The sequence below is a fragment of the Pseudarthrobacter sp. TRD_SC_9 genome (assembly GCF_055361265.1).
The window spans coordinates 3,115,701-3,140,446 of the sequence record NZ_CM143956.1 but is presented as its reverse complement, the minus strand read 5'-3'; the positions used below and the strand labels follow the sequence as shown (position 1 = coordinate 3,140,446).

At 63.5% G+C, this 24,746-nt stretch carries 22 protein-coding genes; 12 read left to right on the top strand and 10 right to left on the bottom strand.

Features of this window, described 5'->3' with window-relative positions; all coding sequences use genetic code 11:
- Nucleotides 1–28: 28 nt before the first annotated feature.
- From ACWA13_RS14655 to ACWA13_RS14635, 5 genes are all read right to left on the bottom strand, one after another.
- Nucleotides 29–1,018, bottom strand: coding sequence for an AvrD family protein (locus ACWA13_RS14655; RefSeq protein WP_463934906.1), 990 nt, complete (start codon nt 1,016–1,018; stop codon nt 29–31).
- A 27-nt stretch (nt 1,019–1,045) separates the two neighbouring features.
- Entirely contained in the window at nt 1,046–2,506 is a 1,461-nt protein-coding gene (locus tag ACWA13_RS14650) for an MFS transporter (RefSeq protein WP_463934905.1), read from the bottom strand.
- 68 nt (nt 2,507–2,574) lie between these two features.
- The gene (locus ACWA13_RS14645; RefSeq protein ID WP_463934904.1) at nt 2,575–3,243 is read right to left on the bottom strand and encodes an MBL fold metallo-hydrolase; all 669 of its coding nucleotides are present in this window, start codon (nt 3,241–3,243) and stop codon (nt 2,575–2,577) included.
- Between the two features lie 206 nt (nt 3,244–3,449).
- Nucleotides 3,450–4,307 carry a helix-turn-helix transcriptional regulator gene (locus ACWA13_RS14640; RefSeq protein ID WP_463934903.1) on the bottom strand — a complete coding sequence of 286 codons (858 nt, stop codon included), beginning with the start codon at nt 4,305–4,307 and terminating at the stop codon, nt 3,450–3,452.
- Nucleotides 4,308–4,358: 51 nt separating this feature from the next.
- Nucleotides 4,359–5,030, bottom strand: a complete 672-nt coding sequence (locus ACWA13_RS14635; protein ID WP_463934902.1) for a thioesterase II family protein — start codon at nt 5,028–5,030, stop codon at nt 4,359–4,361.
- Between the two features lie 122 nt (nt 5,031–5,152).
- On the opposite strand from ACWA13_RS14635, the gene ACWA13_RS14630 reads away from it, so the two are divergent.
- The 7 genes from ACWA13_RS14630 to proC all read left to right on the top strand — a co-directional run bounded on the left by ACWA13_RS14630 (nt 5,153) and on the right by proC (nt 14,492).
- Nucleotides 5,153–6,154 (top strand): quinone oxidoreductase family protein, encoded by a 1,002-nt coding sequence (locus ACWA13_RS14630; protein WP_463934901.1) that lies wholly within the window; start codon nt 5,153–5,155, stop codon nt 6,152–6,154.
- A gap of 158 nt (nt 6,155–6,312) precedes the next feature.
- Nucleotides 6,313–8,037, top strand: a complete 1,725-nt coding sequence (locus ACWA13_RS14625; RefSeq protein ID WP_463934900.1) for a DUF7059 domain-containing protein — start codon at nt 6,313–6,315, stop codon at nt 8,035–8,037.
- Nucleotides 8,038–8,139: 102 nt separating this feature from the next.
- A complete protein-coding gene (gene topA, locus ACWA13_RS14620) occupies nt 8,140–10,875 on the top strand; it encodes a type I DNA topoisomerase (protein WP_463934899.1) in 2,736 nt (911 codons plus the stop codon).
- Nucleotides 10,876–11,015: 140 nt separating this feature from the next.
- Entirely contained in the window at nt 11,016–11,444 is a 429-nt protein-coding gene (locus ACWA13_RS14615; RefSeq protein ID WP_463934898.1) for an SseB family protein, read from the top strand.
- A gap of 81 nt (nt 11,445–11,525) precedes the next feature.
- Nucleotides 11,526–12,533 (top strand): Ppx/GppA phosphatase family protein, encoded by a 1,008-nt coding sequence (locus tag ACWA13_RS14610; RefSeq protein ID WP_463934897.1) that lies wholly within the window; start codon nt 11,526–11,528, stop codon nt 12,531–12,533.
- A gap of 34 nt (nt 12,534–12,567) precedes the next feature.
- On the top strand, nt 12,568–13,410 hold the full coding sequence (locus ACWA13_RS14605; protein ID WP_463937944.1) for a sugar phosphate isomerase/epimerase family protein: 843 nt from the start codon (nt 12,568–12,570) through the stop codon (nt 13,408–13,410).
- A 248-nt stretch (nt 13,411–13,658) separates the two neighbouring features.
- Nucleotides 13,659–14,492: a pyrroline-5-carboxylate reductase gene (gene proC / locus ACWA13_RS14600; RefSeq protein ID WP_463934896.1), complete on the top strand. Its 834-nt coding sequence runs from the start codon at nt 13,659–13,661 to the stop codon at nt 14,490–14,492.
- Nucleotides 14,493–14,505: 13 nt separating this feature from the next.
- Here proC and ACWA13_RS14595 read toward each other — a convergent pair whose 3' ends face one another.
- Both ACWA13_RS14595 and ACWA13_RS14590 read right to left on the bottom strand, forming a co-directional pair.
- Nucleotides 14,506–15,192 (bottom strand): potassium channel family protein, encoded by a 687-nt coding sequence (locus ACWA13_RS14595; protein WP_463934895.1) that lies wholly within the window; start codon nt 15,190–15,192, stop codon nt 14,506–14,508.
- Complete coding sequence (locus ACWA13_RS14590; protein WP_463934894.1) at nt 15,185–16,618, bottom strand: TrkH family potassium uptake protein; 1,434 nt, start codon at nt 16,616–16,618, stop codon at nt 15,185–15,187. The genes ACWA13_RS14595 and ACWA13_RS14590 overlap by 8 nt, the downstream gene beginning before the upstream one ends.
- Before the next feature lie 99 nt (nt 16,619–16,717).
- Here ACWA13_RS14590 and ACWA13_RS14585 point away from each other — a divergent pair, with 99 nt between their 5' ends.
- Nucleotides 16,718–17,929, top strand: coding sequence for an acetoin utilization protein AcuC (locus ACWA13_RS14585; RefSeq protein ID WP_463934893.1), 1,212 nt, complete (start codon nt 16,718–16,720; stop codon nt 17,927–17,929).
- A gap of 19 nt (nt 17,930–17,948) precedes the next feature.
- On the opposite strand, the gene ACWA13_RS14580 is transcribed toward ACWA13_RS14585, so the two are convergent.
- Nucleotides 17,949–18,557, bottom strand: coding sequence for a flavodoxin family protein (locus tag ACWA13_RS14580; protein ID WP_463934892.1), 609 nt, complete (start codon nt 18,555–18,557; stop codon nt 17,949–17,951).
- Nucleotides 18,558–18,794: 237 nt separating this feature from the next.
- Here ACWA13_RS14580 and ACWA13_RS14575 point away from each other — a divergent pair, with 237 nt between their 5' ends.
- Both ACWA13_RS14575 and ACWA13_RS14570 read left to right on the top strand, forming a co-directional pair.
- On the top strand, nt 18,795–19,052 hold the full coding sequence (locus ACWA13_RS14575) for a hypothetical protein (RefSeq protein WP_463934891.1): 258 nt from the start codon (nt 18,795–18,797) through the stop codon (nt 19,050–19,052).
- A gap of 51 nt (nt 19,053–19,103) precedes the next feature.
- Nucleotides 19,104–19,595 carry an ArsR/SmtB family transcription factor gene (locus ACWA13_RS14570; protein WP_463937943.1) on the top strand — a complete coding sequence of 164 codons (492 nt, stop codon included), beginning with the start codon at nt 19,104–19,106 and terminating at the stop codon, nt 19,593–19,595.
- 86 nt (nt 19,596–19,681) lie between these two features.
- On the opposite strand, the gene ACWA13_RS14565 is transcribed toward ACWA13_RS14570, so the two are convergent.
- Nucleotides 19,682–21,043: an alpha-hydroxy acid oxidase gene (locus ACWA13_RS14565; protein ID WP_463934890.1), complete on the bottom strand. Its 1,362-nt coding sequence runs from the start codon at nt 21,041–21,043 to the stop codon at nt 19,682–19,684.
- A gap of 151 nt (nt 21,044–21,194) precedes the next feature.
- Here ACWA13_RS14565 and ACWA13_RS14560 point away from each other — a divergent pair, with 151 nt between their 5' ends.
- Complete coding sequence (locus ACWA13_RS14560; protein WP_463934889.1) at nt 21,195–21,944, top strand: FadR/GntR family transcriptional regulator; 750 nt, start codon at nt 21,195–21,197, stop codon at nt 21,942–21,944.
- A gap of 75 nt (nt 21,945–22,019) precedes the next feature.
- Here ACWA13_RS14560 and ACWA13_RS14555 read toward each other — a convergent pair whose 3' ends face one another.
- Nucleotides 22,020–23,033 carry a LacI family DNA-binding transcriptional regulator gene (locus ACWA13_RS14555; RefSeq protein WP_463934888.1) on the bottom strand — a complete coding sequence of 338 codons (1,014 nt, stop codon included), beginning with the start codon at nt 23,031–23,033 and terminating at the stop codon, nt 22,020–22,022.
- Nucleotides 23,034–23,290: 257 nt separating this feature from the next.
- Between ACWA13_RS14555 and ACWA13_RS14550 the strand changes: the two genes are divergently transcribed.
- Nucleotides 23,291–24,742, top strand: a complete 1,452-nt coding sequence (locus ACWA13_RS14550) for a Gfo/Idh/MocA family protein (protein WP_463934887.1) — start codon at nt 23,291–23,293, stop codon at nt 24,740–24,742.
- Nucleotides 24,743–24,746 lie beyond the last annotated feature (4 nt).

The window sequence follows — 24,746 nt, the reverse complement described above, 5'->3', positions numbered from 1 at the left end:
TAGATACGGAGGGAGTTGGTTCTTGTGGTCAGCCCGGAAGCTGGTGCGCCACGTCGCAAGTGATCTCGAGGTGGTCGCCTATCCGCCCGACGATGTCTGCACAGCGCCATGGCTCGCCGTTCAACGGCAAGGTTCTGGGGCGGCGCAGGCGCACGTCGAGGGAAAGCTTGTTGAGGATGCTGGCCGGCGGGGCGGTAGCTGTGATGACTGTCCGACGCATCCAGAGGGTATTACTGTCGGCCCTGGTGATGCCGTCGAGCTCGTACAGCAGAACCTGGCCGAGTTGCAAGGTGGCGACGAAGCCTTCAAGCAAGGACAATCCGGGCTGGTATCCGGCCTCCAAGCCGAGTCCTGGAGTATCTTCCTGGCCGCCGGTGACGACGAGCGTCGCTTCGGCGGCCGTCGCACCAGTTCCGACGGTAACGTTCCGGATGTCTGAGCGGCGGGCTTTGTACATGTTGCCGTAGATCCTGCGTGCCGTGTCCCCGACAAGGGCATCAGGGTTGTCAGTGCGCAGATTCGCCTTGGAGGCTACGCACATTGGGTGGTGGAGGGCGAGGACTGCTTTCATGGAGGCCATCTTGACGCTGACGTGGATGATCCCGTCTGTTGATTGGCCGGTCGTTTGAGCGGTAACGGGGAAGTCGTCAAGGGTGTCCTCGACGGGTTCTCCGCCAGCGGTGATGGTTAGTTCGCGGACGTACACCAGGGGCAAAATCGAGGGGGCATAGCGGCTGGCCAGGAGTGCCTCGGAGGCTTCCAGGGCCAACACGATGGCGTCAGTGGTACCCAGGTGCGGTTGTTGTGACGTCGAGCCTTTGATTGACCAGAGGTCCCCGACCCGTACCGATCCGCGGGCGTCCATGTGGCTTACTCCCTCCGGCGTGTGCCGGATAAAGAGCTTTCGTAATGCCGGAGTCGTTTTGCGGTAGCCGCTGCCGAAGAAGCGGGCGGTGGAAGGCCCCAGATAGTCATCGACGTTGGCCAGGACAAGCGGGCCGGGGATGGTCAGGCTCATGAAAATGTGCTTTCTGTTGAAGTTTTCTTAGACGGCTTCAGCGGCTGCGAGTTCCGGCTCCGCCGGCGCTTCCTTCTTGGCGGGCAGGAAGAGAAGTATGAGGGCCGCCGCTGCCAGGATGATCAGCGCGTTGACCAGGAGGCCGAAGTGAACTCCGCCCAGGATTGCCTCGGCCGTGGCAGGATCGGCGTAGTTGCCGGTGGTGAACGCCACGGCAATGGCGCTGACAATCGGGGTGCCGATGGTGAATGCCACCTGCTGGGTCTGCCCGGCCAGCCCGGTCGCAAGGCCCTGTTCGGTGTCAGGCAGGCCGGAGGTAACAGCGACGGTGTAGGCCACGATGCACAGCACGTGTCCAAAGCCGCCGATGGCAGTGGCTGCCAGGATGTGAGTGAAACCGATTCCGGCATCCATGCCCAACAGCAGGAAGCTCAGGGTCGAAACACCCTGAAGTGCTAGCCCGAGGACCAGGGTCGCCTTGGCTCCGATCCTGTTGATGATGTTGGCTGCAACAAGTCCGCCGGTGAATGCGCCGGCGCCGAGAACACCGAAGGCCAGTCCGGTAGCGAATGCAGAGGATTCAAGAACACGCTGCAGGTAGATCGTGAGGAGGAAGACCTTGCCGCTTTCCATGGAAAACGTCACCAGCCCGCCCAGGTTTCCAAGCAACACCGAAGGACGTTTGAGGATGGTCACGGCTGCCAGCGGATGGGAAGAGCGGGCCTCGATGTTCCAGAAGAGAACGAACGCCAAGGCGCAGGCGACCAGCAGACCCAGGGTCCACGGCGAGGACCAGCCAACACGTTCGACCGAGGTGACGCCAAGTACGAGGGCCAGCAGGCCCAGGGTGAGGGTGACCGCACCGGGAACGTCGAGTTTTTGCTTGATCCTGGCGGAGAGGTCGTGGATCGCGAACGGCGCCAGGGCGAGGATGATGATGCCGACCGGAACGTTGATGAAGAAGGTGAACCGCCATCCGAAGAGGTCGGTCAGGACGCCGCCGAGGACCGCTCCGACAGCGAAGCCCAAGGACAGCAGGGCGCCGTTGAGTCCGAGGGCCTTGTTCCGGAGCGGGCCTTCCTCGAAGGAGGTGGTCAGCAGGGACAGGGCTGCCGGCATAGTGATCGCCGTGGCAAGGCCCTGGCCTATGCGGGCTGCGAAGAGGACGGAAGGGTCGGTGGCCAGGCCGCCTACTGCCGAGGCAATCGTGAGGATGACCATACCGATAAGGAACATCTTTTTCCGGCCGTAGTAATCACCGATGCGTCCCATGAGCAGGACGAGGCCGGCAGCGGCGAGGGCGAATAGGGTGATGATCCACTGCAGGTCACCGTCGGCGATGCCGAGGTCCCTGCCCATGGCCGGCAAGGCCACGGTGACGATGGAGAAGTCGAGGGCGAACATGAACTGCGCGCCGAGGAGTAGGGTCAAGATAAGTCGCTGGCGGCCGGTAAGGGCAAGCGCGGGAGTAGGCGTTTTTGTTGGCATGCTTCCAGCCTGCCGGGGTCCGAACACCCTATCCAGAGTCCCTTTATGGTGGTGTTGGATCCACTACGCTAAGGGACCGGCTCCCAGCGCCGTTCCCCGTCCGGGCCGGTGCCGACTCGACCGAACACTACGTCTCCGAAATGCATGCCGGCGCCTGTCGCTCCGGTACTGGACAGGAAATCAAGGACCCGTTCTCTGCTGATGAGCGACTCTTGCGGATCGGCCTCAAAGCAGGAGTTCAGTTCCGGCTGCCCGACCTGCACCGGGCTGTGCATCACGTCGCCGAAGCACAGCAGTTGCTCGCCTTGAGCCTTAATCAGGTAGGACATATGTCCGCGGGTATGGCCCGGAGTGGCCACCGCCGTAACGCCAGGAATTATCTGTGCCCCTTCGCTGACCGGGGTCCACTGCGGTCCGGTCCTTCCGGGATGTGCGGATAGCTCCAACGCGCCGGCGAACTTCGGTGCGACGGCCAGCAACGCACCCGGCCCCGCGGCGCTGTTGAGCCAGCCGGTGTGGTCCTCATGCAGGTGGGTGAAAGCCACTGCATCGAGGCGGTCCGGCAGGACACCGTGGCTGCCCAGCTGCCCGCCGTGCATGGCGCCCAGTGCGGGGTGGGACTGTTCCGCGGGCAGCTGGCGGGGTCCGAAGCCGGCGTCGATAAGGAGCGACCTTCCGGCGCCGGCAACGAGCAGTGACCCGATTGAACCGGTGAGGAATCCGTCGTCCCCGATCATGTCCTCCTGCCCTCTGTAGGCTGTGTGGCCCGGCCGCAAAGAGAACCAAACGTCAGGTTCCAACTGCACATACCCGTCCGGAAGATAGGTCACTGTGAACTCACCGACTGTAACGCTGCGTAGGGTCGGCGCGGCGCTCCAGCGTTCTGCTGCTACGCGGACAGGGCTGGTGCTGTGGCTCAGGGCTATCTCCTTGGTGGCGGTGGTCAGACAGCGCGTGCGAGGGCTTCCGCGGTGCCGGAACCAACTTTGGGCAGGTACAGGAAGACGCGGAGGTCATTTCCGCCTACGGGGTTGAGGACGACAGATTCGAGGGTGAGCCGTCCAAGCTGTTGGTGGTCGAAGACGATATCGACGTGAGGTTCAACGCCAACGACGTAGCTGTCCCAGTACTCCTTGAATTCGGGAGAGACTGCAGCAATTTTGTCCGCGAGCATGCCGAAGATCGGGTCGCCGGCGTACATCGCAGCTTGCCGATGGAACTGGGCGGCCATCATGCGGCCGGCCAGTTCCCTGTGCGGATAGTGCGCAGCGACGTCAGGTTTGGTGAAAAAGGCTTCAAGGCAGTTCGAGCCGAGGCTGATCCCGAAAACATACTCAGCCAACTCATTGGTTGCTATGACGTTCCAGTACCTGTCTACGGCGTAGGCGGGGGAGTGCGAAAACCCGGCCAGGGTCCGGGACATGATTGCCCGGACTTCGGCGGCAGCGGAGCGCCGGATGGGCTGTTGTTTCCCGGCGAGCTCGTAGAGGTGCTCCAAGTCTCCCTCTTCGAGCCGCAGTGCCTGCCCGATCGCATCGATGACGTCTGAGGAGACTCCGATGTCACGGCCCTGTTCAAGCCAGGTGTACCAGGTCACCCCAACATTGGCGAGGACAGCAACCTCCTCGCGGCGGAGCCCGGGAGTGCGCCGCCGGGCGCTGCTGGGGAGCCCCACATCCTGAGGCCTCAGCTGCTCCCGACGGGCACGAAGAAACCGTGCCAACCGTTGCCGGCGGGCATCACCTTCATCACGTTCGCGGGTGACAGCGAACGTCGGGCTTTCGGTGATTAGCTGTGTCATTGGTCTGCTTTCGTCAGGGCCACGCGTCCAGGGGGCGCATGGCTCGGAAACTCAGGAAGCGGCCGCTGTCCCGGCGCGGTCGGCGTTGCAGGGGATCAGTTGCCGCAGCACGACCATAAATTCGTCGACAGCGGTACGGTGAAAAAGATGTCCCCCAACCACCTCATGGTAGCGGGGCGACGGGGCACAATATTCCTCCCACCGCCGCATTTGACGAAGGTTTACAAGCCTGTCACGTGAGCCGGTGATGAGGTCCAGTTGAACAGGTAGCGGCGACATGGGAGGGGAATACGCGCAGGCCCGCCTGACACCTGCCGCTGTTCGCTCCACAATGTAGTCCGGCACAAGAGTGTGCCGGGGTTCTGTCGTACCGAGGATCCTAAGAGCTTCCTCACTGTCCCTTAACGTGCCGGGAGCAGCGGAGCCGCCAAGAATAACTGCCGAAGGCGGAGTCCTGCCCTCGCGCAGCAGCATCCTGCAGACTTCATAGGCAACCAAACCGCCCATACTGTGCCCGTAAAACGCCGAGGTTTCCATATCGGCGTCCTGGATGTGTACAAGCGCTTTAGAAGCCAGGTGCTCAATGGTTTCAACAGTCCCGGCACGGCATTCCAGGGGAACACCGATGACGGCTACGGACGGGTGGAGCTGGGAAGGCCAGGAGCGGAACTGCCACTCGGTGCCCCCAGCATGATGAAAGCAGAAAAGAGTAGTGCCGGCCATGGAGTGAGTATGGACGACTCCGCACAAGGTGTTCCAGAGGCTCTTTATCCTGTTACCAACACTGCCAGCCTACGAGGCCGAATCACGGAATGCCCGCCAGAACACCCAGGTTAGGCCAAGACATGAGAGCTATTGGAGTGATGACATTTGGCGGACCCGAACAACTCGAACTGGTGGAGATACCCGAACCGGTCCCGGGCAGTGGAGAGATAAGAATCAGGATTCATGCGGCCGCCATCAATCCTACGGACATGCTCCTGCGCAGCGGAGCGCAAGCTGAGACCCTTCAGGCAAGGCGTGTTGTTCCGCCCTACATTCCCGGAATGGACCTTGCCGGCACCGTCGACGAGCTTGGGCCGGGGTACCGCGGCCAGTTAAGGACCGGAGATCCGGTTGTGGCCCTGGTTCTGCCGTTCCCGGCCGGTGCCTATGCGGACAAGATCGTCGTGCCCCAGGAATCCGTAGTGCGGGCCCCGCGGGGCATCAGCTTTGCTGCTGCATCCGCCCTGCTAATGAATGCTGCGACCGCAAGGCTGGCACTGGACATGTTGAGTCTGACTGCCGGACAGCTTCTTGCAGTCTCAGGCAGCGCGGGGGCCGTCGGTGGGTACGCGATAGAGCTGGCCAAGGCGGCGGGTCTGGTGGTTATCGCCGATTCCAAGCCCGAGGACGAAGAGCTCATCCAGTCTCTGGGAGCGGACCATATTGTGCCCCGCAGCGTGCCGTTTTCAGAAGCTGTTCGTCGCATTTATCCCGAGGGTGTTCATGGAGTCATTGACGGGGCTGTTCTGAACGGGCTTGCCCTGCCAGCCATCCGCGACGGCGGGCATCTGGCAGTTCTGCGCGCCTGGGACGGCGCTTCGGAGCGGGAGATTTCCGTGCACAGGGTCTACGTGGGGTCAGCCATCAAGGAAACCGCCATGCTTGAGAGTTTGGTGCAGGGCGTTGAACAGGACGTGATCACACCTCGCGTCGCTGACATCTACCCGGTCCACGACGCATCACTGGCACATGCCCGCCTCGAGGCCGGCAACCTCCGGGGGCGCCTGGTCCTTGACTTCAGCCCCACGACTGCTGGTACAGGTACAAGGCCTGCCCGAAAAGGGGAACTCCTCGTTCCCTGACCGCGCAGCTTGACGTTGACACAGCGTCAACTCCTAGAGTCGAAGCGTTGGCCCGAAAAGCGGGCTGGAAAGCACGGAAGGATTAATCGTGGACTGGCCCATCCAGGAAGTCGACCGGCTCACCGGAACCACAGGACAGGCCGGAATAGACTTGCCCGGTGACTTCCTCCACCCTCTTCACCGCCGGCAACACCGCAGACGCACCCCGCAGCGACCTGCCGCACCTCCTGACAGCGCTCGCCGCTGACCTGCGCTCGGCGGGCTACACGTTGGACGGTGTAGCGGAACTGCTGGGGCCGTCGGCGTCCGCGGCGCTGGACCGTGACCAGCTGATCCCGGCGCTGCTGGTCACGGAGAAAGTCGAGACTGAAGCGGCCACGGCTGACGCAACCAGTCAGAGCCCTGACGGACGACGCGCGGCCCTTGCCGCCGTCGTCCGTCTGTGGCTTTTGGCCGTGCCGCAGCCGGGGGAGAAGCTCGACGCCGTCCTGCCCGCCATCCGGACGGAAGGCCTCCTCGAGCTGCGTCTGATTGAGCCTGACGACGACGGCGGCTACCGGGCCGCCGCCGATCTCCGGCCCTACGGCTGGTCCGGCGAAGCGGGGGACGTCGAGCTCTGGGTGGCAAGCGATCTTGCCGCACACCAGCGGCCCGGAGTGCTGCGCCATGACCATGTGCTGGGGATCGGGCAGGCCTCCACGACGCTGGTTCAGACCACCATCCGCCGCAGCGTGGACCGGGCGCTGGACCTCGGCACAGGTTGCGGGATTCAGTCGTTCCACCTGCTCGGGCATGCAGGCCACGTCACGGCGACCGACATCTCCGAACGCGCGCTCGCCTTCACACGATTTAACCTGCTGCTTAACGCAAAAGCGCTGGACCTGGATCCGGAACGTCTTGAGGAACGCGTCACCCTGAGGCTCGGCTCGCTGCTGGAACCTGTGGCGGGGGAGTCGTTTGACCTGGTGGTCTCCAATCCGCCGTTCGTCATTACCCCCAGGACGTCCGGGGAAGACGCCGCGGATCAGTTCACCTACCGCGACGGCGGCCTGCCCGGGGACGAGATTGTGGCCACCCTGATCGAAATCCTGCCCGATGTCCTGGTGCCGGGAGGAACGGCGCAACTCCTGGGTAACTGGGAGATCACCGAGGGCTGGGAATGGCACGAACGGCCGGAATCCTGGGTTCCGGAGACCACCGAAGCCTGGTTCATCCAACGCGAGGAGGTGGGCCCGGAACAGTACGCCGAAACCTGGCTCCAGGATTCCTCCGAATCGCGGAACCGTGAACACTATAAAGACTCCTACGCCGCTTACCTCCGGGACTTCGCCTCCCGGAACGTCACTGGAATCGGCTTCGGCATGGTGTTCCTGCGTAAGCCGAATGTCACCACCACAGCCTCTGGCATCAACACGGTCCCCGGCAGCCAAGGCGCACCCGCCACCCAAACCAGCCTGCTGCGTCGGTTTGAGGAAATCACGTACCCCATCGAGCAGCCGATCGGGCCTCACCTGGGAGCCGCCGTCGAACGCCATGACTGGCTGGCCGGGCACAGCCTGGAGCAGGCGCACCTGCTGGTGGCTGACGACGTCACCGAGGAGCGGCACCAGCGCCCGGGTGCCGAACATCCCGGCGTCATTTTGTTGCGGCAGGGTGCTGGCCTGCGGCGGGCCAATTTGCTGAGTACGGAACTGGCTGGCTTTGCCTCCGCCTGCGACGGTGAGTTGTCCGTCCGGCAGATCATCGGCGCCCTCGAAGCGCTGCTTGGGGGCAGTGAAGGGTTCGACGCCGGGACCTTCCGCGAGGGCCTGTTGGGAGAGGTCCGGAACCTGGTCAGGGACGGTTTCCTGCTTCCGGACCCGGCCGCGGAACAGCTTCCCTGAGCCCCCGCTTTTCCACCCCGAATGCGCATCATTGTCCAAAATATGGTGAACTAGGCCAGTATGGGCTGATCTGCCCGAGCAACCCTTTTCTGTAGGAGCACCGTGCCAAGCAAGGCCAAAACCGGCAAGAAACTCGTGATTGTGGAGTCTCCGGCCAAGAGCAAGACCATCGCCAAGTACTTGGGCGAAGGCTTCATTGTGGAGGCCTCCATCGGTCACATCCGCGACCTGCCGCAGCCGTCGGAGCTCCCGGCGGAACTGAAGAAAACCTCGCTGGGCAAGTTCGCCGTGGACGTCGACAACGACTTTAAGCCGTACTACGTGGTGTCTCCTGACAAGAAGAAAAAGGTGGCCGAGCTCAAGGCCGCGCTCAAAGAGGCTGACGCCCTCTATCTCGCAACCGATGGGGACCGCGAAGGCGAAGCCATCGCCTGGCACCTGCTCGAGGTGCTCAAGCCTAAGGTTCCTGTCTACCGGATGACCTTCGGTGAAATCACCAAGGAAGCCATCCAGCGCGCCATGAACAACCTGCGCGACGTCGATTCCGCCCTGGTTGATGCCCAGGAAACCCGCCGGGTGCTGGACCGCCTGTACGGCTATGAACTTTCCCCGGTGTTGTGGCGCAAGGTAGCCCGTGGCCTCTCTGCCGGGCGTGTCCAGTCCGTGGTGACCCGGATGGTGGTTGACCGTGAACGCGAGCGCATGGCATTCAAGGCAGCGTCCTACTGGGACCTGACCGGGCAGTTCGGTGCCGATTCTGGTTCATTCAAAGCCAAGCTTGCCTCCGTGGACGGCGCCAAGGTCGCCTCCGGCCGCGATTTTAACGACGACGGCGTACTCACTGCGCGCAATGCCGTGCACCTTAATGAGGAACTGGCTACCTCGTTGGCCGCCGGTCTCCAGAATGCGGACTTCCGTGTCCGCTCCGTGGACACCAAGCCGTACACACGCCGCCCTGCCGCGCCGTTCACCACGTCCACGCTGCAGCAGGAGGCCGGCCGCAAGCTGCGCTTCTCCTCCAAGAGCACCATGCAGGTTGCCCAGCGACTGTATGAAAACGGCTACATCACCTATATGCGTACCGACTCCTCGGCGCTGAGCAACGAGGCCGTCACCGCGGCCCGCCGCCAGGCTTCTGAGTTGTACGGCCCCGAGTACGTGCCGCAGTCACCGCGTGTCTACGCCAACAAGGCAGCCAATGCGCAGGAAGCGCACGAGGCAATCCGCCCCGCCGGCGACTCCTTCCGCACACCTGCCCAGGTGGCCAAGCAGCTCTCGGGCGACGAATTCCGCCTCTACGAACTGATCTGGAAGCGCACCGTGGCCTCGCAGATGGCTGACGCCAAGGGTTCGACGGCGACCATCCGGCTGGGTGCTACTGCTGTTGGCGGGACAACCGACGGCCGCGACGCCGAGTTCTCCGCCTCCGGCACCGTCATCACCTTTCCCGGCTTCCTCGCCGCCTATGAAGAAGGCAAGGACGAGAGCCGCGGCGACGACGACTCCGATGAGGCCCGCCGACTGCCGAACGTGGCAAAGGACGATGCACTGACGGCGTCCGAGATTGCCGCCGTCGGGCACGAAACGTCCCCGCCGCCGCGCTACACCGAAGCCTCGCTCACCGCCGAACTGGAAAAGAAGGGCATTGGCCGGCCGTCCACGTACGCGTCCACCATTTCCACCATCCAGGACCGTGGCTACGTCCGGAAACAGGGATCCGCGCTGGTCCCCAGCTGGATCGCGTTCTCCGTGGTCCGTTTGCTGGAACAGCACTTTACCGACTACGTGGACTACGAGTTCACGGCGGACATGGAAGGGGACCTGGACAAGATCGCCAACGGTGAGGCCGTAGGCGCCGCGTGGCTGCGGCACTTCTACTACGGTGAGGACGCTGAACCAGGCCTGCTGGACATCGTGAACAACCTCGGTGAAATTGATGCCCGTGAGATCAACTCCGTGCCGATTACTGAGGGCATTACGCTGCGCGTTGGCAAGTTCGGCCCGTATCTGGAAAGTTCCATCCCCACGGTGGACCCGAAGACCGGCGAGATCGTCGAGTCCGCACGGGCCAACGTCCCCGAGGACCTGGCGCCGGACGAGCTGACGCCCGCCAAAGCCAAGGAACTGATGGAGACGGCGGCTCCCGAAGAGCGTGTGCTGGGCGCCGATCCCCACACCGGGCACACCATCGTGGCCAAGAACGGCCGTTACGGCGCCTACGTTACCGAGGTCATCCCGGAGATGACCGAGGAACAGCTGGCCAACCAGCCGGTGGAGTACTACAAGAACGGCAAGCCGAAGCCGCCGAAGAAGCCCGTCAAGGCGAAGCCGCGTACCGGTTCGCTGTTCAAGTCCATGAGCGTGGACTCCGTGACGCTGGAGGAAGCCCTGCAGCTGATGAGCCTGCCCCGCGCGTTGGGTGAGGACGCCGACGGGAACCTCATCACTGTGCAGAACGGACGCTTTGGGCCGTACCTGAAAAAGGGTACTGATTCGCGGTCCATCGGCTCCGAAGAGGAAATTTTCACCATCACGCTGGAACAGGCTCTGGAAATCTACTCCCAGCCCAAGCAGCGCGGTGCCCGGGCGGCCGTTCCGCCGCTGGCCGAGTTTGGCCCGGACCCGGTGTCGGAGAAAAACATCGTGGTGAAGGAAGGCCGCTTCGGCCCGTACATTACGGACGGCCTCACCAACATCACCGTGCCGCGTTCCACGTCCCTGGAGGAACTGACCCGCGAGCAGGCCATTGAGCTGCTCGCGGAGAAGCGCGCCAAGGGCCCCGTCAAGCGCACCGCCACCCGTAAGGCTCCGGCCCGGAAGGCCGCAGCCAAGAAGTAACGACTCGGTTCCGGATGGGAGAAATCCTCTGCGTGCTCGCTCGTTCCTCGCTTAGACGCACGCTGCCGGATTCCTCCCATCCGGAAGCCGTGGTGATATGAGGAATTGCGTCCACCCCCGCAACGTGATCGTGTAGATGTATGACTGAACAGCCAGCACACATCGATTCCACGCCCCTGAACGAGCTTGAGGAAAAGCTTGCTCTGGGCGACCAGCCAGGCGGCAGCCCGGTGGATGTGATCCTCGCATTCCTCAACAGCGAGGTTTACATCCTTAGCAGCGCAGGCATTGAGGACGTTGACTCCGACGTGGAGCCACTGATTCTGGGCAACGCCGACGGCGATCCCGTCCTTGCCGTGTTCTCGCACCCCAGCCGTGTGGATGAGCCGTACCTCGAAGCTGCACCAAACGTCCTGGGCACCCAGGGCGCCGCGATCATCGCCAACATCGGTGAGGAACTGGGCATGGTGATCAACCCGGGCGCGGCATTCGGCTTTGAGATAAACCCGGAAGGCATCGCCAACATCAAGCGGGACTTCAAGCGCGCGGACGACGAAGCTGCCGAGTAGGCAGGAGCCGCGGTGCTATTGGACCGCGACACCTAAAGGCCCGGTTAGGCCGGGCAATGGCGGACCCGTAATAATGGCAGCATGCGTCTAGGCGTCCTCGATATCGGGTCCAACACTGTCCACCTGCTACTTGTGGATGCCCATCCCGGTGCCAAACCGGTGGCGTTCGCATCCCACAAACGTCCGTTGTCGCTGGTCCAGTACCTCGACGGCGACGGCAATATCACCGATGCCGGCCAGCAGGAACTCATCGAGTTTGTCCTGGAAGCCTGGGAATTCGCGGCCAAGCACAAGGCTGAGGACCTGCTGGCCTTCTGTACGTCCGCCATCCGGGAAGCCACCAACGGCCTCGAAGTGCTGGCCAGGGTAAAGCACGAAACTACCGTCACCCTGCAGGAACTCAGCGGCAGCGACGAAGCCTCCATGACATTCTTCGCGGTACGGCGCTGGTACGGATGGGGCGCCGGACCTATCCTGGACCTGGATATCGGTGGCGGCTCCTTCGAAATGGCGTTTGGTGAGGACGAGCTTCCGGCCCTGGCCATGTCCGTTCCCCTGGGCGCCAGCAGGCTCACCCGGGACTGGCTGGACGAGGACCCGCCCACGGCCCGCAGCGTCAAGGAACTACGCCGCTACATCGCCGCCACCCTCAAGCCCGCCGTACGCCGGTTCGAGGCCCTGGGCAGACCCAACCTCACAGCGGGAACGTCCAAGACGTTCCGCTCGCTGGCCCGGATCGCCGGTGCCGCCCCCAGCGCCGCGGGGCCCTACGTGCGCCGTGAACTGCGGGCCACGGACCTCGGAATATGGACCCAGCGGATCTCCGCCATGAAGGTGGAGGACCGGCTGTACCTGCCGGGCGTATCCGAGGCCCGGGCAAAGCAACTGCTGGCGGGAGCGCTGGTGGCCGAAGCCGCACTGGAGCAGTTCAACCTCAAGAAGATTCGAATCTGCCCCTGGGCCCTCCGCGAAGGCCTGATCCTTCGCAGGCTGGACCAGTTGGTGTTTGACGGTCCCCTTAGCCCGGCGCCGCACGTACTGCCCGCTACGGCCAGTTTGTCCAGCATCGCCGGCGGGTTGGCTGGCTGAAGTGAGTGCCGACGTCGGGCAGGCCGGCCCCCAAGTGGCTCCCACCCCTGGATCATCGGATCAGAACGCGCCGATCCCTGTTGCGCTGTCCAGCGCGTCTGTGTACCCGCTGAGCGTTCACGACGCCTTCGCGGTGGCCCAGGACCTGGGGTTCGACGGCGTCGAGGTGATGGTAACCAACAACTCCATCAGCCAGCAACCGAACGCCCTGAAGCAGCTCAGCCTCCGGTACAGCCAGCCGATCGTCTCCATCCACGCCCCCACGCTGCTGCTCACCCAGCAGGTCTGGGGCGCGGCATGGAACAAGGTGGAAATGGCGTGCCGGATGGCCCGTGAGGTGGGTTGCGACACCGTGGTGGTGCACCCGCCGTTCCGCTGGCAGAGCAATTATGCCGGGAACTTTCCGGCGGGCGTCCGGCAGTTGGCGGAGATGTACGAGGTGCAGATCGCCGTCGAAAACATGTACCCGTGGCGGATGCGCGGCCGTGAGGGACAGGCCTACCTGCCGCATTGGGATCCGGTGGGTCAGGATTACGACGCCGTCACCTGGGACTTTTCGCACGCCGCCACAGCCGGGGTCAGCAGCCTCGCATCGATCAAGGCATTGGGCAGCAAGCTCCGGCACATCCACCTGACAGACGGGTCTGGTTCCGGACGGGACGAACACCTGATTCCTGGTCGTGGCGGCCAGCAGTGTGCCGAATCGCTGCAGTATGTGGCCTCGTCGGGGTTCGACGGCGTTGTGGTCGCGGAGATCTCCACCCGACGCGCACGGGCTGCCGGTGAACGCGAGGAGATGCTGGTGGAGACGTTGGAGTTCGCACGGAAGCACCTGGCCCGGAGCGCTGCCTCGCTGGGGGCAGGCACTCCGGCCTGAACGCTCTTTCACGCGTTCCGGCCCTTAAATGAGTCAGCACCGGCGGGCTGCTGCAGGAAAATGGGGGAAAAACCTGCTGCAGCCCACCGGTGCCTGGCAAACATCCCCATGCTTGCCTCATCACTCGCACCCTCAATGAGGTATTAACTACGTTAGGCACCGAAGATGTGCATTGCCTTGGGTATAAGTGGGAGATTGCTGGGAATCCTGATTCCACATGGGCTGCGGCCAGCTGCCATGATGGGTTTATGAGCAACCGAATCGCATTCCTTGGCTGTGGGTCCATGAACGAGGCCATCCTGAGCGGGCTGATAGAAGGCGGCACCGATCCGGCAGACATTGTCGCCACCGTCCGCCGGGCTGAGCGTGCCGACGAGCTTGCTCATCGCCACCACGGCATCATGGTGATCGCCGGGGCCGAGGAACCGGAGAACAACAGGCAGGCAGCTACCGGGTCCGGTGTCGTCATCCTGGGCGTGAAACCGGTGGGGATCACGGACCTGGCGCGGGAAATCAGTGGTTCGCTGTCGCCGTCGGCAATTGTGGTCAGCGTTGCGGCAGCTGTGTCCATCGCCCAGTTGGAGGCTGCATTGCCCGCCGGCCAGCCCGTCATCCGGTCCATGCCCAATACTCCGGCCAGGCTGGGCCGCGGCGTCGTTTCGGTTTCGCCCGGAACCCACTGCACCCCCGAGCAGTTGCAGCGGGTCAAGGACCTCCTCGCAGCCGCGGGCACTGTGGTGGAGGTTCCCGAAGAGCAGGTGGACGCGCTGTCAGCCATCAGCGGCTCGGGTCCCGCATACGCCTTCTACCTGGCCGAAGCAATGGCAGCGGCCGGCATCGAACTGGGCCTGGATCCGGAGCTCTCCGTGATGCTGGCCCGCGAAACAGTGGCCGGAGCCGGCTTTATGCTGGCTGAGCCCGGCGCCGATCCCACCGCGCTGCGGGTGGCCGTCACCAGTCCCAACGGCACCACCGAAAGGGCCATCGCCACATTCGACGAGCGGGGGATCCCCGCTATCATCGCCGCCGGGGCCCGGGCCGCAGCAGACCGGGCAGCGGAGATCACCAAGCAGCTCGGCTAGTTTCCAACCGCTCCTACGGGCGGGCGGCGAAGCGCTCCAGCAGGTCCACGTGGCCGGAAACAATCAACATGTCCCGGGCGGAAACCTTGGTCTCCGGCCGGGCATAGGTGAAGTCCTCGCCCGGTGATTTCACGCCCACAATTGTGATGCCGTACTTGCTGCGCACCTTGGATTCCTCCAGGGTGAAGCCCACGGTTTCGCGCGGCGGGTACATCTTGACGATCGCGAAGTCGTCGTCGAACTCGATGAAGTCCAGCATCCGGCCGGAAACCAGGTGGGCGGCACGGACACCGGCGTCGGCCTCCGGGTAGATTACGTGGTTGGCGCCGATCCGAGTCAGGATCTTGCCGTGCGACGGCGTGATGGCCTTGACCCACAGGTGTTCGATGCCCAGGTCCACCAGGTTCACGGTGATGAGCACCGAGGATTCGATGGAGGTGCCCACGCCCACCACTGCCGAGCTGAACTCCTGGGCGCCGAGTTGACGCAGAGCGTCCATGTTGGTGGCGTCCGCTTCCACCACGTGAGTGAGCAATGATGCCCACTTTTGCACCAGCGTGCGGTCGCGCTCGATAGCCAGCACTTCACGGCCCTGCTTCACAAGCTGCTCCGCTGTGGCCGAGCCGAAGCGTCCCAGGCCAATGACCAGGACGGGCGCATTGTGGGCGGGGCGGTTGACTGCCCCTGATGAATTAGCCAATGATGGGCCTCTCTTCGGGATAACTGAATAGTTGGCTGCGCTGGCGCAATGCCAGCGCGGCCGCGAGCGTAACCGTGCCGACCCGTCCCATAAACATCAGGGCTGAGAGGACGTAGGCTCCAGCCGGTGGTGCCTCCGCACTGAGGTTGGTACTAAGGCCGCAGGTGGCGAAAGCGGAAATTGCTTCAAACAACACGCGGTCCAGGGGTTCACCCGTAATGGACAGCAATAGGAACGAACCAACTGACACCAGCGTTGCGCCGGCGACAATCACGGAGATCGCTACCCGCATGGCGCCTTCGGGTATGGTGCGGCCGTGGACCTTCACGTCGGCGTCGCCCCGGGCCTCGGCAGCGATGGCCAGGAACATCACGGCAATGGTGGTGACCTTGATGCCGCCGGCCGTGGACGCCGAGCCGCCACCGGCGAACATCAGGGCGTCGGTCAACAGCATGGTGGTGGATTCCATCTGATTCTGGTCGACCAGGTTGAATCCGCCGGAGCGGATATTGACCGACGCGAACACGGAATGCAGCAGTTTATCGCCGAAGGCCAGGCCGCCGATGGTCCGGGCGTTGTCCCACTCCATCATCGCCCACAGCAGGCTGCCGGCGGCGAAGAGAATGAGCGAGACCTCGATGGTCAGCTTGGTGTGGAGGTTCCATCGTTTCCAGTTGAGCCCGTTTTGCTGCAGCACCATCACCACTGGGAAGCCCAGGCTTCCCAGGAACACGCCCACCATGATGGGAACCAGTATCCAGAGGTCATTCTCGAACGGGACAATACCGTCCGCGTGGGCCGTAAACCCGGCGTTGTTGAAGGACGAAATCGCGTAGAACAGGCCGTGCCAGACGGCGCCCCAGAAGGTCTCGCCCCGGATGAGGAAACGGGGTATCAGCACCAGCGCCAGCACCGCCTCAATGACCACGGAGGTGGTGATGACAATCCGCAGGAGCGTACCAACCTCGCCCAGGCGGCCAGCCGAGTTCATTGACTGCGCGGCAATGATCTTGCCGCGCACGCCCAGCCGCTTGCTCACCATCAGCGCCAGCAGGGATGCAAGTGTCAGTGTTCCCAGGCCGCCGACGAAGACTCCGATCAGAATGACCAATTGCCCAAAAAAGGACCAATGCAGCGCCGTGTTCACCACAGTCAGCCCGGTCACACAGACGGCTGATACGGCGGTAAACAAAGCCTGGTGCAGGGGAGTGACTTGCCCGTCGGCAGAGGCCGCCGGCAGGGAGAGCAGAGCAGTAAAAATCAGCACGACAACGGCGAATGCCGTGAGCGCGAGCCGGGCGGGTGACGTGTTGGCAATGTCGTCGATGAAGTTCCGCAACCGCGGAAAGATACCGAGGCCGTCCCGCGCAGGTTCGGCGGGATGCCAGCGGGCCAGGCTCCGGGGCGTCGACTGGCGATCCGTCATGTGTGGTTTTCCTCGGTAGAAACTGTTCCTCCAGTAGTAAACCACTAAAACACGCGCCCGGCCGGGCTTGTGGACCTCGGCTCGGGTAGCCTGTCCCTGATGACTTTCCTGCCCGGGCTCAGCAAACCTACCCCGCCGACGACGGTGGTGTGGGACTCTTCGCTGACCGCCTATAACTTTGGCGAGGGACATCCCATGTCCCCCGTAAGGCTGGACTTGACCATCCGACTGGCAGGCAGCCTTGGCCTGCTCGACCTGGAACACGTCCGGGTGGAGGCGCCCGAGGTGGCTACCGACGTCGAACTGAAGACAGTTCATACCGGTGAATTCATCGATGCCGTCCGCCGGGTCAGTGCCGATCCCTCGGTTCCCGACGAGGACCACGGGCTGGGCACCGAGGATGATCCGGCGTTTGAAGGTATGCACGAGGCAGCTGCACGGCTGGCGGGAGGTTCGCTGCTGGCGGCGGCCGCGATCCTGGATGGCAGTGCCCTGCATTCGGTGAACTTTGCCGGCGGCATGCATCACGCTGCGCGTGGAAAGGCCAGCGGCTTCTGCATATATAACGATGCCGCGCTGGCAATCCAAAGACTGCTCGACGGCGGGGTCACCCGCGTGGCATACATCGATGTGGATGCCCATCACGGCGACGGCACGGAAAGCATCTTCTGGGACGATCCCCGCGTTCTGACGGTCTCCATGCACGAATCCGGCCTCACGCTGTTCCCCGGGACGGGTTTTGCCGACGACACTGGCGGGACTGCCGCCGTGGGAAGTGCGGTCAACGTCTCCCTGCCGGCCGGAACGGGCGATGCCGGATGGCTCAGGGCCTTCCACGCCGTCGTGCCTCAACTCGTTGCTGCCTTCGCGCCGGAGGTGATCGTCAGCCAGCACGGCTGCGATTCGCACCAGCTGGACCCGCTGACCCACCTGAACATCAGCGTGGATGGCCAACGCGAGGTTGTGACCGCTATCGGGCACCTGGCGGAGCGCCATTGCGAAGGCCGCTGGATTGCCACGGGCGGCGGCGGATACAACATCGCTTCCGTGGTGCCCCGGTCCTGGAGTCACCTCATTGCCATTGCTGCGGGACGGCCCGTGCCACTGAATACCCGCGTGCCCGAGGATTGGCGCAGCTATGTGAACAAGAAATTCGGTGCCGATACCCCTGCGTTGATGGGCGACGACGTCGAACTGTGGTGGCGCTCCTGGGAAGTGGGCTTCGACCCGAACGACGCCGTGGACCGCACGGTGATGGCCACCCGGAAGGCCGTTTTCCCCTTTTACGGCCTGGACCCCTGGTTCGACTGAAACCCGTAACAGCGGCCCCTTATCCCGCGGGGTAAGGGGCGGCCTTGAGGGAGCGGGCAAGGTGGACCGCATTGCGGGCAGCGCCGGCTGTGGTGGAGGCTGTCTTCTCCGGAACGCTGTCCAGGTCTTTGTAATCCACGGTGTGCATGGCCTCGCCCACCCAATAGGTCCCGCCCTGGGCGGGGATGGTGAAGCCAACATCGTTCAGGGCCTGCTGCATGTCGGCGTTAACCTTGTGGGCCCCGTCTTCATTGCCGACCACGGCGACAATCGCGACTTTGCCGTACATGATGGGCCTGCCCTGATCGTCGGTCTCAGAGAGCTCGGCGTCGAGCCGCTCAATAACGCGTTGGGCAATGCTGCAGGGATGACCCATCCAAATGGGCGTGGCCAGGACCAGTACGTCAGCTGCAAGAATACGTTCCCGGATCGCCGGCCACTCGTCGCCGGCTCCCATGTCCGTTTGCACTCCTGGCAGGACGTTGTAGTCGACCACGCGCAGCGACGAAACAGTGACATCGTGTCTACGCAGTTCATCGAGCACATGCGCGCCCAGCAGTTCGCTGCTGGATGGCTCCGGGGAGGGAGTGAGCGAACACGTAAGGGCAATTGCAGTCAGATCAGTCATAGTTCATCCTCTTCAGTTTCGCCTCTAAGACCATTAGTAGTACTGAGGCTTATAGATCAGGATGCGTCGTCATTCCCGGTTTTGCCATGCATACCCTGATAAATCAACAATTCTTCGTTATTTCCCTGCTCGCGAGAATGGCTCGCAGCCAGCAGGGTTCATCGTGTAGATTGCCAGCATGTGCGCAGGCGGGCCAAAGAGTGATGCCTGTGGTCGTGCTGATGAAAGAGAGCCATGATGAGTCACCCCCACTTCGAGGTTTTTCTCGCGCAGGCTATCGATGAAGACCGGGACAATGAAGCCGGTCTGGACTCTGATGAGCTTTACGGGCTCTACACGAGCTGGTGTCTGCTGAACAAGGAAGAACCGCAAGCCCCCGAGGCCCTGTGGAAGGCGCTTAAGGCCCACCGCATCAACCCGGGTGACAACCACGTGGGAATGAAAGGGCCGGCAGCGGCCGATTACATCATTTCCAGCGCCCCGGACCTGGTTTAGCCTTCCGAAAGAAGGATGCCTTTTGCGGTATATGTCGCTAGGGTGGAGTTCATGGTGACAGACGACGTATTTGCCGTCATTGCGGAAGCTACCCGGCGGGACATCCTTGTTGCGCTGCGCTCGGGCGACAAAGCTGTGGGGGAGCTGGTGGCCGAACTGGCAGCGAGCCAACCGACGATTTCCAAGCACCTGAAGGTGCTGCGCGAAGCGGAGCTGGTGAGCATGCGTGCCCAGGGCCAGAAGCGCTATTACACCCTCAATACCGCGCCGCTCGAAGGCGTGGCAGAGTGGCTGGGCGGTTTTCACGTCCCTGGTCCAGGCGTTGCAGGCGCCTTGACCGGCACGGGAAAGTCGCCGGCCGAACCGGCCGATGTGCTGGCACGCGAGAACGCGGAACTGAGCCCCGCCGTCGTACTGGCCGGTGGCCCGCAATCTGCAGCAGACGACACTGTTCCCCAGCAGATCGGCCGCACCGTGGGACGTGCCGCCACGAAGGCTGCGGACCTCCTGGCCAACCTGCCCAAGTTCGGCCGCAAAAAATAACTGCGCCTAACCGGCGGTGATAGGGCTTAACGTGATTGAGCCTGTCGAAACAGGGGTTTCAACAGGCTCGATCAACAGGGGCCCGATCAGCGGGAGAAGGCCTGCTTGTTCAGCAGGCGCACGTGGTCCGGAGTCAATTCGGAGATCGTGCTGACGCCCAGGAGCGCCATGGTGCGGGCCATGTCCTTCTCCAGGATTTGCAGCGCGCGGTCCACGCCGGCACGGCCGCCGGCCATCAGTCCGTACAGGTAGGCCCGGCCGATCAGGGTGAAGTCCGCGCCCAAAGCAAGTGCGGCTACGATGTCCGCGCCGCTCATGATTCCGGTGTCGAGGATGATCGCGGCGTCCGTGTTGTCCTTGGTGAAGGCGTCCTTTACCTCCGGCAGCAGGTGGAAGGGAATCGGCGCCCGGTCCAGCTGACGGCCGCCGTGGTTGGACAGGACAATGCCGTCTGCGCCGTGATCAACCACACGGCGGGCATCCTCAACGGTCTGGATGCCCTTGACCACCAGCTTGCCCTTCCAGGTTTCGCGCAGCCAGTCGAGGTCATCGAAGGTGAGGGTGGGATCAAACATCGAGTTGATCAGGTCGGCCACTGTTCCGGTGTAGCGGGACAGTGAGGCGAAGGTGAGCGGCTCGTGGGTGAGGAAGTTGAACCACCAGGCGGGACGGTAGGAAGCGTCCAGCACGGTCTTGATGGTCAGTGCCGGCGGGATGGTCATGCCGTTGCGGACGTCACGGAGACGGGCGCCGGCGACGGCGGTGTCCACCGTGACCATGAGCGTGTCGTTGCCGGCCTTGGCTGCGCGTTCGATGAGCTCCAGCGATCGGTCGCGGTCTGTCCACAGGTACAGCTGGAACCAGTTGCGGCCGTTGGGGGCTGCCGCGGCGACGTCCTCGATGGAGGCGGTGCCCATGGTGGACAGGGTGTAGGGGATGCCGGCCGCTTCGGCAGCCTGGGAGCCGGCATATTCGCCTTCTGACTGCATCATGCGGGTGAAGCCGGTAGGTGCGATGCCTACGGGCAGCCGGGAAGACTTGCCCAGGATGTCAGTGCTGAGGTCGATGCTTGAGACGTTGCGCAGGATGCCGGGACGGAATTCGATGTCCAGGAACGCGTTGCGCGCCCGGCGGAGGGTGATTTCCTCTTCAGCCGCGCCATCGGTGTAATCGAAGGGAGCCTGGGGGGTGCGGCGCTTGGCAATATCGCGCAGTTCCCAGATGGTGCTGGCGCGCTTGAGCCGGGCTTCCTTGCTGAACTCGGGCTTTTTGAACTGCATCAGCGGTGCCAGGTCCGAGTACTTGGGGATGCGGCGCTTGAGCGCTGCAGGGACGGCCGTGGTGGCAGAAGCCGCTGCAGGCTGCGTCTGGGTTCCTGCCGCGGGCAGGCTTGCCTCATCCGGTGCGGGAGTGATTTCCGGATTGCTTGGCTGGATCGTATGGGTCATGGCTTCCTCCGTTGGTTCGCCGGACGGCTGAAGTGCTTTGACTGTGACAAAACACTGCGTCAAAGCACTGTGTCAAAGCTCTGTGTCAAGGGGCTGTGGTCTAACCACACTCTAAAGGATGTGGTCTAACCACATCAACTAAGATGTCAGCATGCGTACGCACCAGCTTGTCCTGCAGTGGATCGAGAACCAACTCTCCGATGGCCTGCTGACCGTGGGCGGACGCCTCCCGGCGGAGCGGACCCTCGCCGAACAGCTGAAGGTTTCGCGCACGTCCGTCCGTGAGGCCATTCGGATCCTTGAGGCGCTGGGCGTGGTCCGCGCAGGCGTAGGTTCGGGCCCCGAGGCTGGAACCGTTGTGATTTCGGATCCGACGGCGGCACTGGGCTCCGCGCTCCGGCTGCACGTTGCCACGCAGCATCTGCCGGTGGCGGACATTGTGGAAACCCGCGTCCTGCTGGAATCCTGGGCAGCAGCCCATGTCCGTCCCGATGCCCCGCAGCTGGACGCCGCCGCCGCGCTTCTGGACGAAATGGACGCCGTCGGACTTTCCGGACTTGGCACCGGACCCGGCAATCCTGGCTTCACGCCCGCAGGTGCCTCAGTGGATGAGTTCCTGGCTTTGGATGTCCGCTTCCACCTGGCCCTGGCAGACGCCGCAGGCAACGCGGTGGTCAGCGCCATGATGGGGTCGCTCCGCGAAGCGATTCAGGGCTACGCAGCCAGGCTCACGGCAAACCTGCCGGACTGGGACTCGACGGCGTCGCGCCTGCGCGCGGAGCACCACGGGATTCTCGCCGCTATCCGGAACAACGACGGCGGCCGGGCGGCCGAGCTGGTTGTGGCGCACATCGAGGGGTACTACCGCGAAGCCGGCGTGAAGCAGCCGCATGAGGTTTGACCGATGTCGTGGGGGAGTCCGCGGCAGTGGGGGAATGGAACGTTGCGGCCAAGTGCCAGCCCGCGGGACCCGGCGCTACTTCTTGGCAGGTCCGCTGCTTGCGCGGACCTCAAGACGGGGCTGGTAGCGGCTGCCGGGGGTGTCGGAAGATTCCTTGCGGATGAGTGCCCGCAACTGCTGCCACGCCTCCTGGCCAAGTTCCGTGATGGGAACGGCGGCCGTGGTCAGTCCGGGGGTGGTGTATTTGGCGAAGGGGATATCGTCGAAACCGGTGACGGAGATGTCGCCCGGCACGTCCAGGCCGCGCTCGTGAAGCCCGCTCATCAGGCCCATGGCCACGAGGTCGTTGAACGCCAGGATTCCTGTGGCGCCGCTGTCCAGGACTGCGTCCACGGCCTCATGGCCGGTGTCGAAGTCCGAGCCGCCCTCAAGCATCCGGACGTCAACGTCAGGGTGGGCTGCCTTGAACGCTTCCAGGCCCTTGAGGCGGAGGGCGTTGGAGGCACTGCGCGGTGGGCCGGCCAGGAAGGCGAGGCGGGTGTGGCCGAGACTGGCCAGGTGTTCGGCAAGGTCCTGGACGCCTTGGCCGTAGTCCACTACAAGGCTGGGAACGCCCTTGACGCTGGTGGTGCGGTTGATAAGGACCAGCGGGTGCAGGGAAGGGACGATCTCCTCCAGTTCGGCGTCGCTCATGCGAGGAGCGCACAACACCAGGCCGTCGCAGCGCCGCCTGGCCTCGCCTGCCAGAATGGATTCTTCACTGGAGACTTCGAAGGAGTCGGCGATCAGTACGCGGTAGCCGTCTTGGGCCGCTGCCCGGCTGAGGCCCCGGAGGATGGCCTGGAAGGTGGGGTTGGCAAGGTCCGGGACCACGATGCCGATGGTGTCCGTCTTGCCAAGGGCAAGGCTGCGTCCCACGGGGTTGGGCTGGTACTTCAGCTCCATTGCCGCGGCCCGAACGCGGGCCGCGATGTCCGGATCCACGGTGAAGTTACCGTTCATCACACGGGAAACCGTGGCATGCGAAACCCCGGCTTTGACGGCAACATCTGCAATGCCGATCCTGCCCGTGGCCGATTTCCTAGCCATCCTCGAACCCTCCTAAGCCCCCGCGCCACGCTGCTGCAGGCAGCAGTTTCCGCCCTTCGGACTGGCGGCGTTCTGAGTCAAAGCATATAACGCTTCACCGATCCTGCCAGAAAACGTTTTCTCCCAGAGAGGATAATGGTTGACGGAACTCTACTTCTGTTGATACAAATCTTATAACGGACTGAGAAACCGCTTTCTCGCACTCTTCCTGTGTAGGGCGTTTTTTCAGAGTATTCAGCCTTCGAAAGGGACCCCTCATGGTCAACGTAGTCGAGTCGGGTTCGGCTGCTGCCGGCACCGCCGCAGGCACCAGCACTGCCCTTAGCACCAGCAACGAAAAAACAGCCAATGCAGACACAGGAAAGGCCAGGATCGCCCTTATCGGCACCGGCGGCCGTTCGGAGATGTACATCCGTGCCATCCTGGGCAAGCACTCGGACGCCGCGGAACTTATCGCTTTCTCGGACGTGAACCCGGGCCGCGTGGAGTTCTACCAGCAGCTCATCCAGGAGTTGGGCGCTTCCGGTCCCATCGCCTCGTTCGACCCTGCGGACCTGACCTCCTTCATCCAGGCAAACAACATCGACCGCATTGTGGTGACCACTCCTGACTACACCCACGCGGACTACATTGTTGAAGCACTCGAGGCCGGCGCCGACGTCGTGGTGGAAAAGCCCCTGACCATCGATGCCGAAGGATGCCAGCGGATCACCAAAGCCGTCCACGATACCGGCCGCAACGTTGTGGTCACGTTCAACTACCGCTACTCGCCGCGCAACAGCGCCCTCAAGGAAATCATCCAGAGCGGTGTGATCGGCAAGGTCACCTCAATCGACTTCAGTTGGGTCCTGGACACCGTCCACGGCGCAGACTACTTCCGTCGCTGGCACCGTGAGAAGAAGAACTCCGGTGGCCTGCTGATCCACAAGGCCTCCCACCACTTCGACCTGGTCAACTGGTGGATTGACGACGTTCCGGAGCGCGTGTTCGCGTCCGGTGGCCTCAAGTTCTATGGCGACAAGAACGCCGCCGAGCGGGGCCTTGGCCCCCGTCCGGAACGCGGAACGCCCGACGCCGGTGCTCCCGCCAACCCGGATCCCTTCACCCTCGACATGCGCGAGGACGAAAGGCTCAAGGCCCTGTTCCTGGACAACGAACACTACGACGGCTACCGCCGCGACCAGGACGTGTTCACTTCCGGCATCACCATTGAGGACAACCTTGCCCTGGTGGTGGAGTACCAGGGCGGACCGCGCCTGAGCTACTCGCTGAACGCCCACAGCCCCTGGGAGGGCTACCGCGTTTCCGTCAACGGTACCGAGGGCCGCGCCGAGCTCGAAGTAGTGGAGCGTGCCGCGGTCGTCAGCAGCAGCGACAAGAAGAACGTGGTTGACCCCAGCGCCACCCCCATTGAAGAAGACGACGCGATCCGCCGCAACGGTGAGCGCCTGGTGGTTCAGCGGCACTGGGAGCCTGCCTACGAGGTGCCGATTCTCAACGGCGCAGGCAGCCATGGCGGCGGCGATGAACTCCTGCTGTCCGACCTCTTCAATGGACCCGGCGAGGATCCCCTGGGCCGTCCCTCCGGGTACCTGGACGGACTGCGCTCGGTGTCCGTGGGCATCGCCGGCAACCGCTCGCTGGAGACCTCGCTGCCGGTCCGGGTTGAGGACCTGGACCTCGGCGTCGACCTCCGCCGCGGCGCTTAGGCGC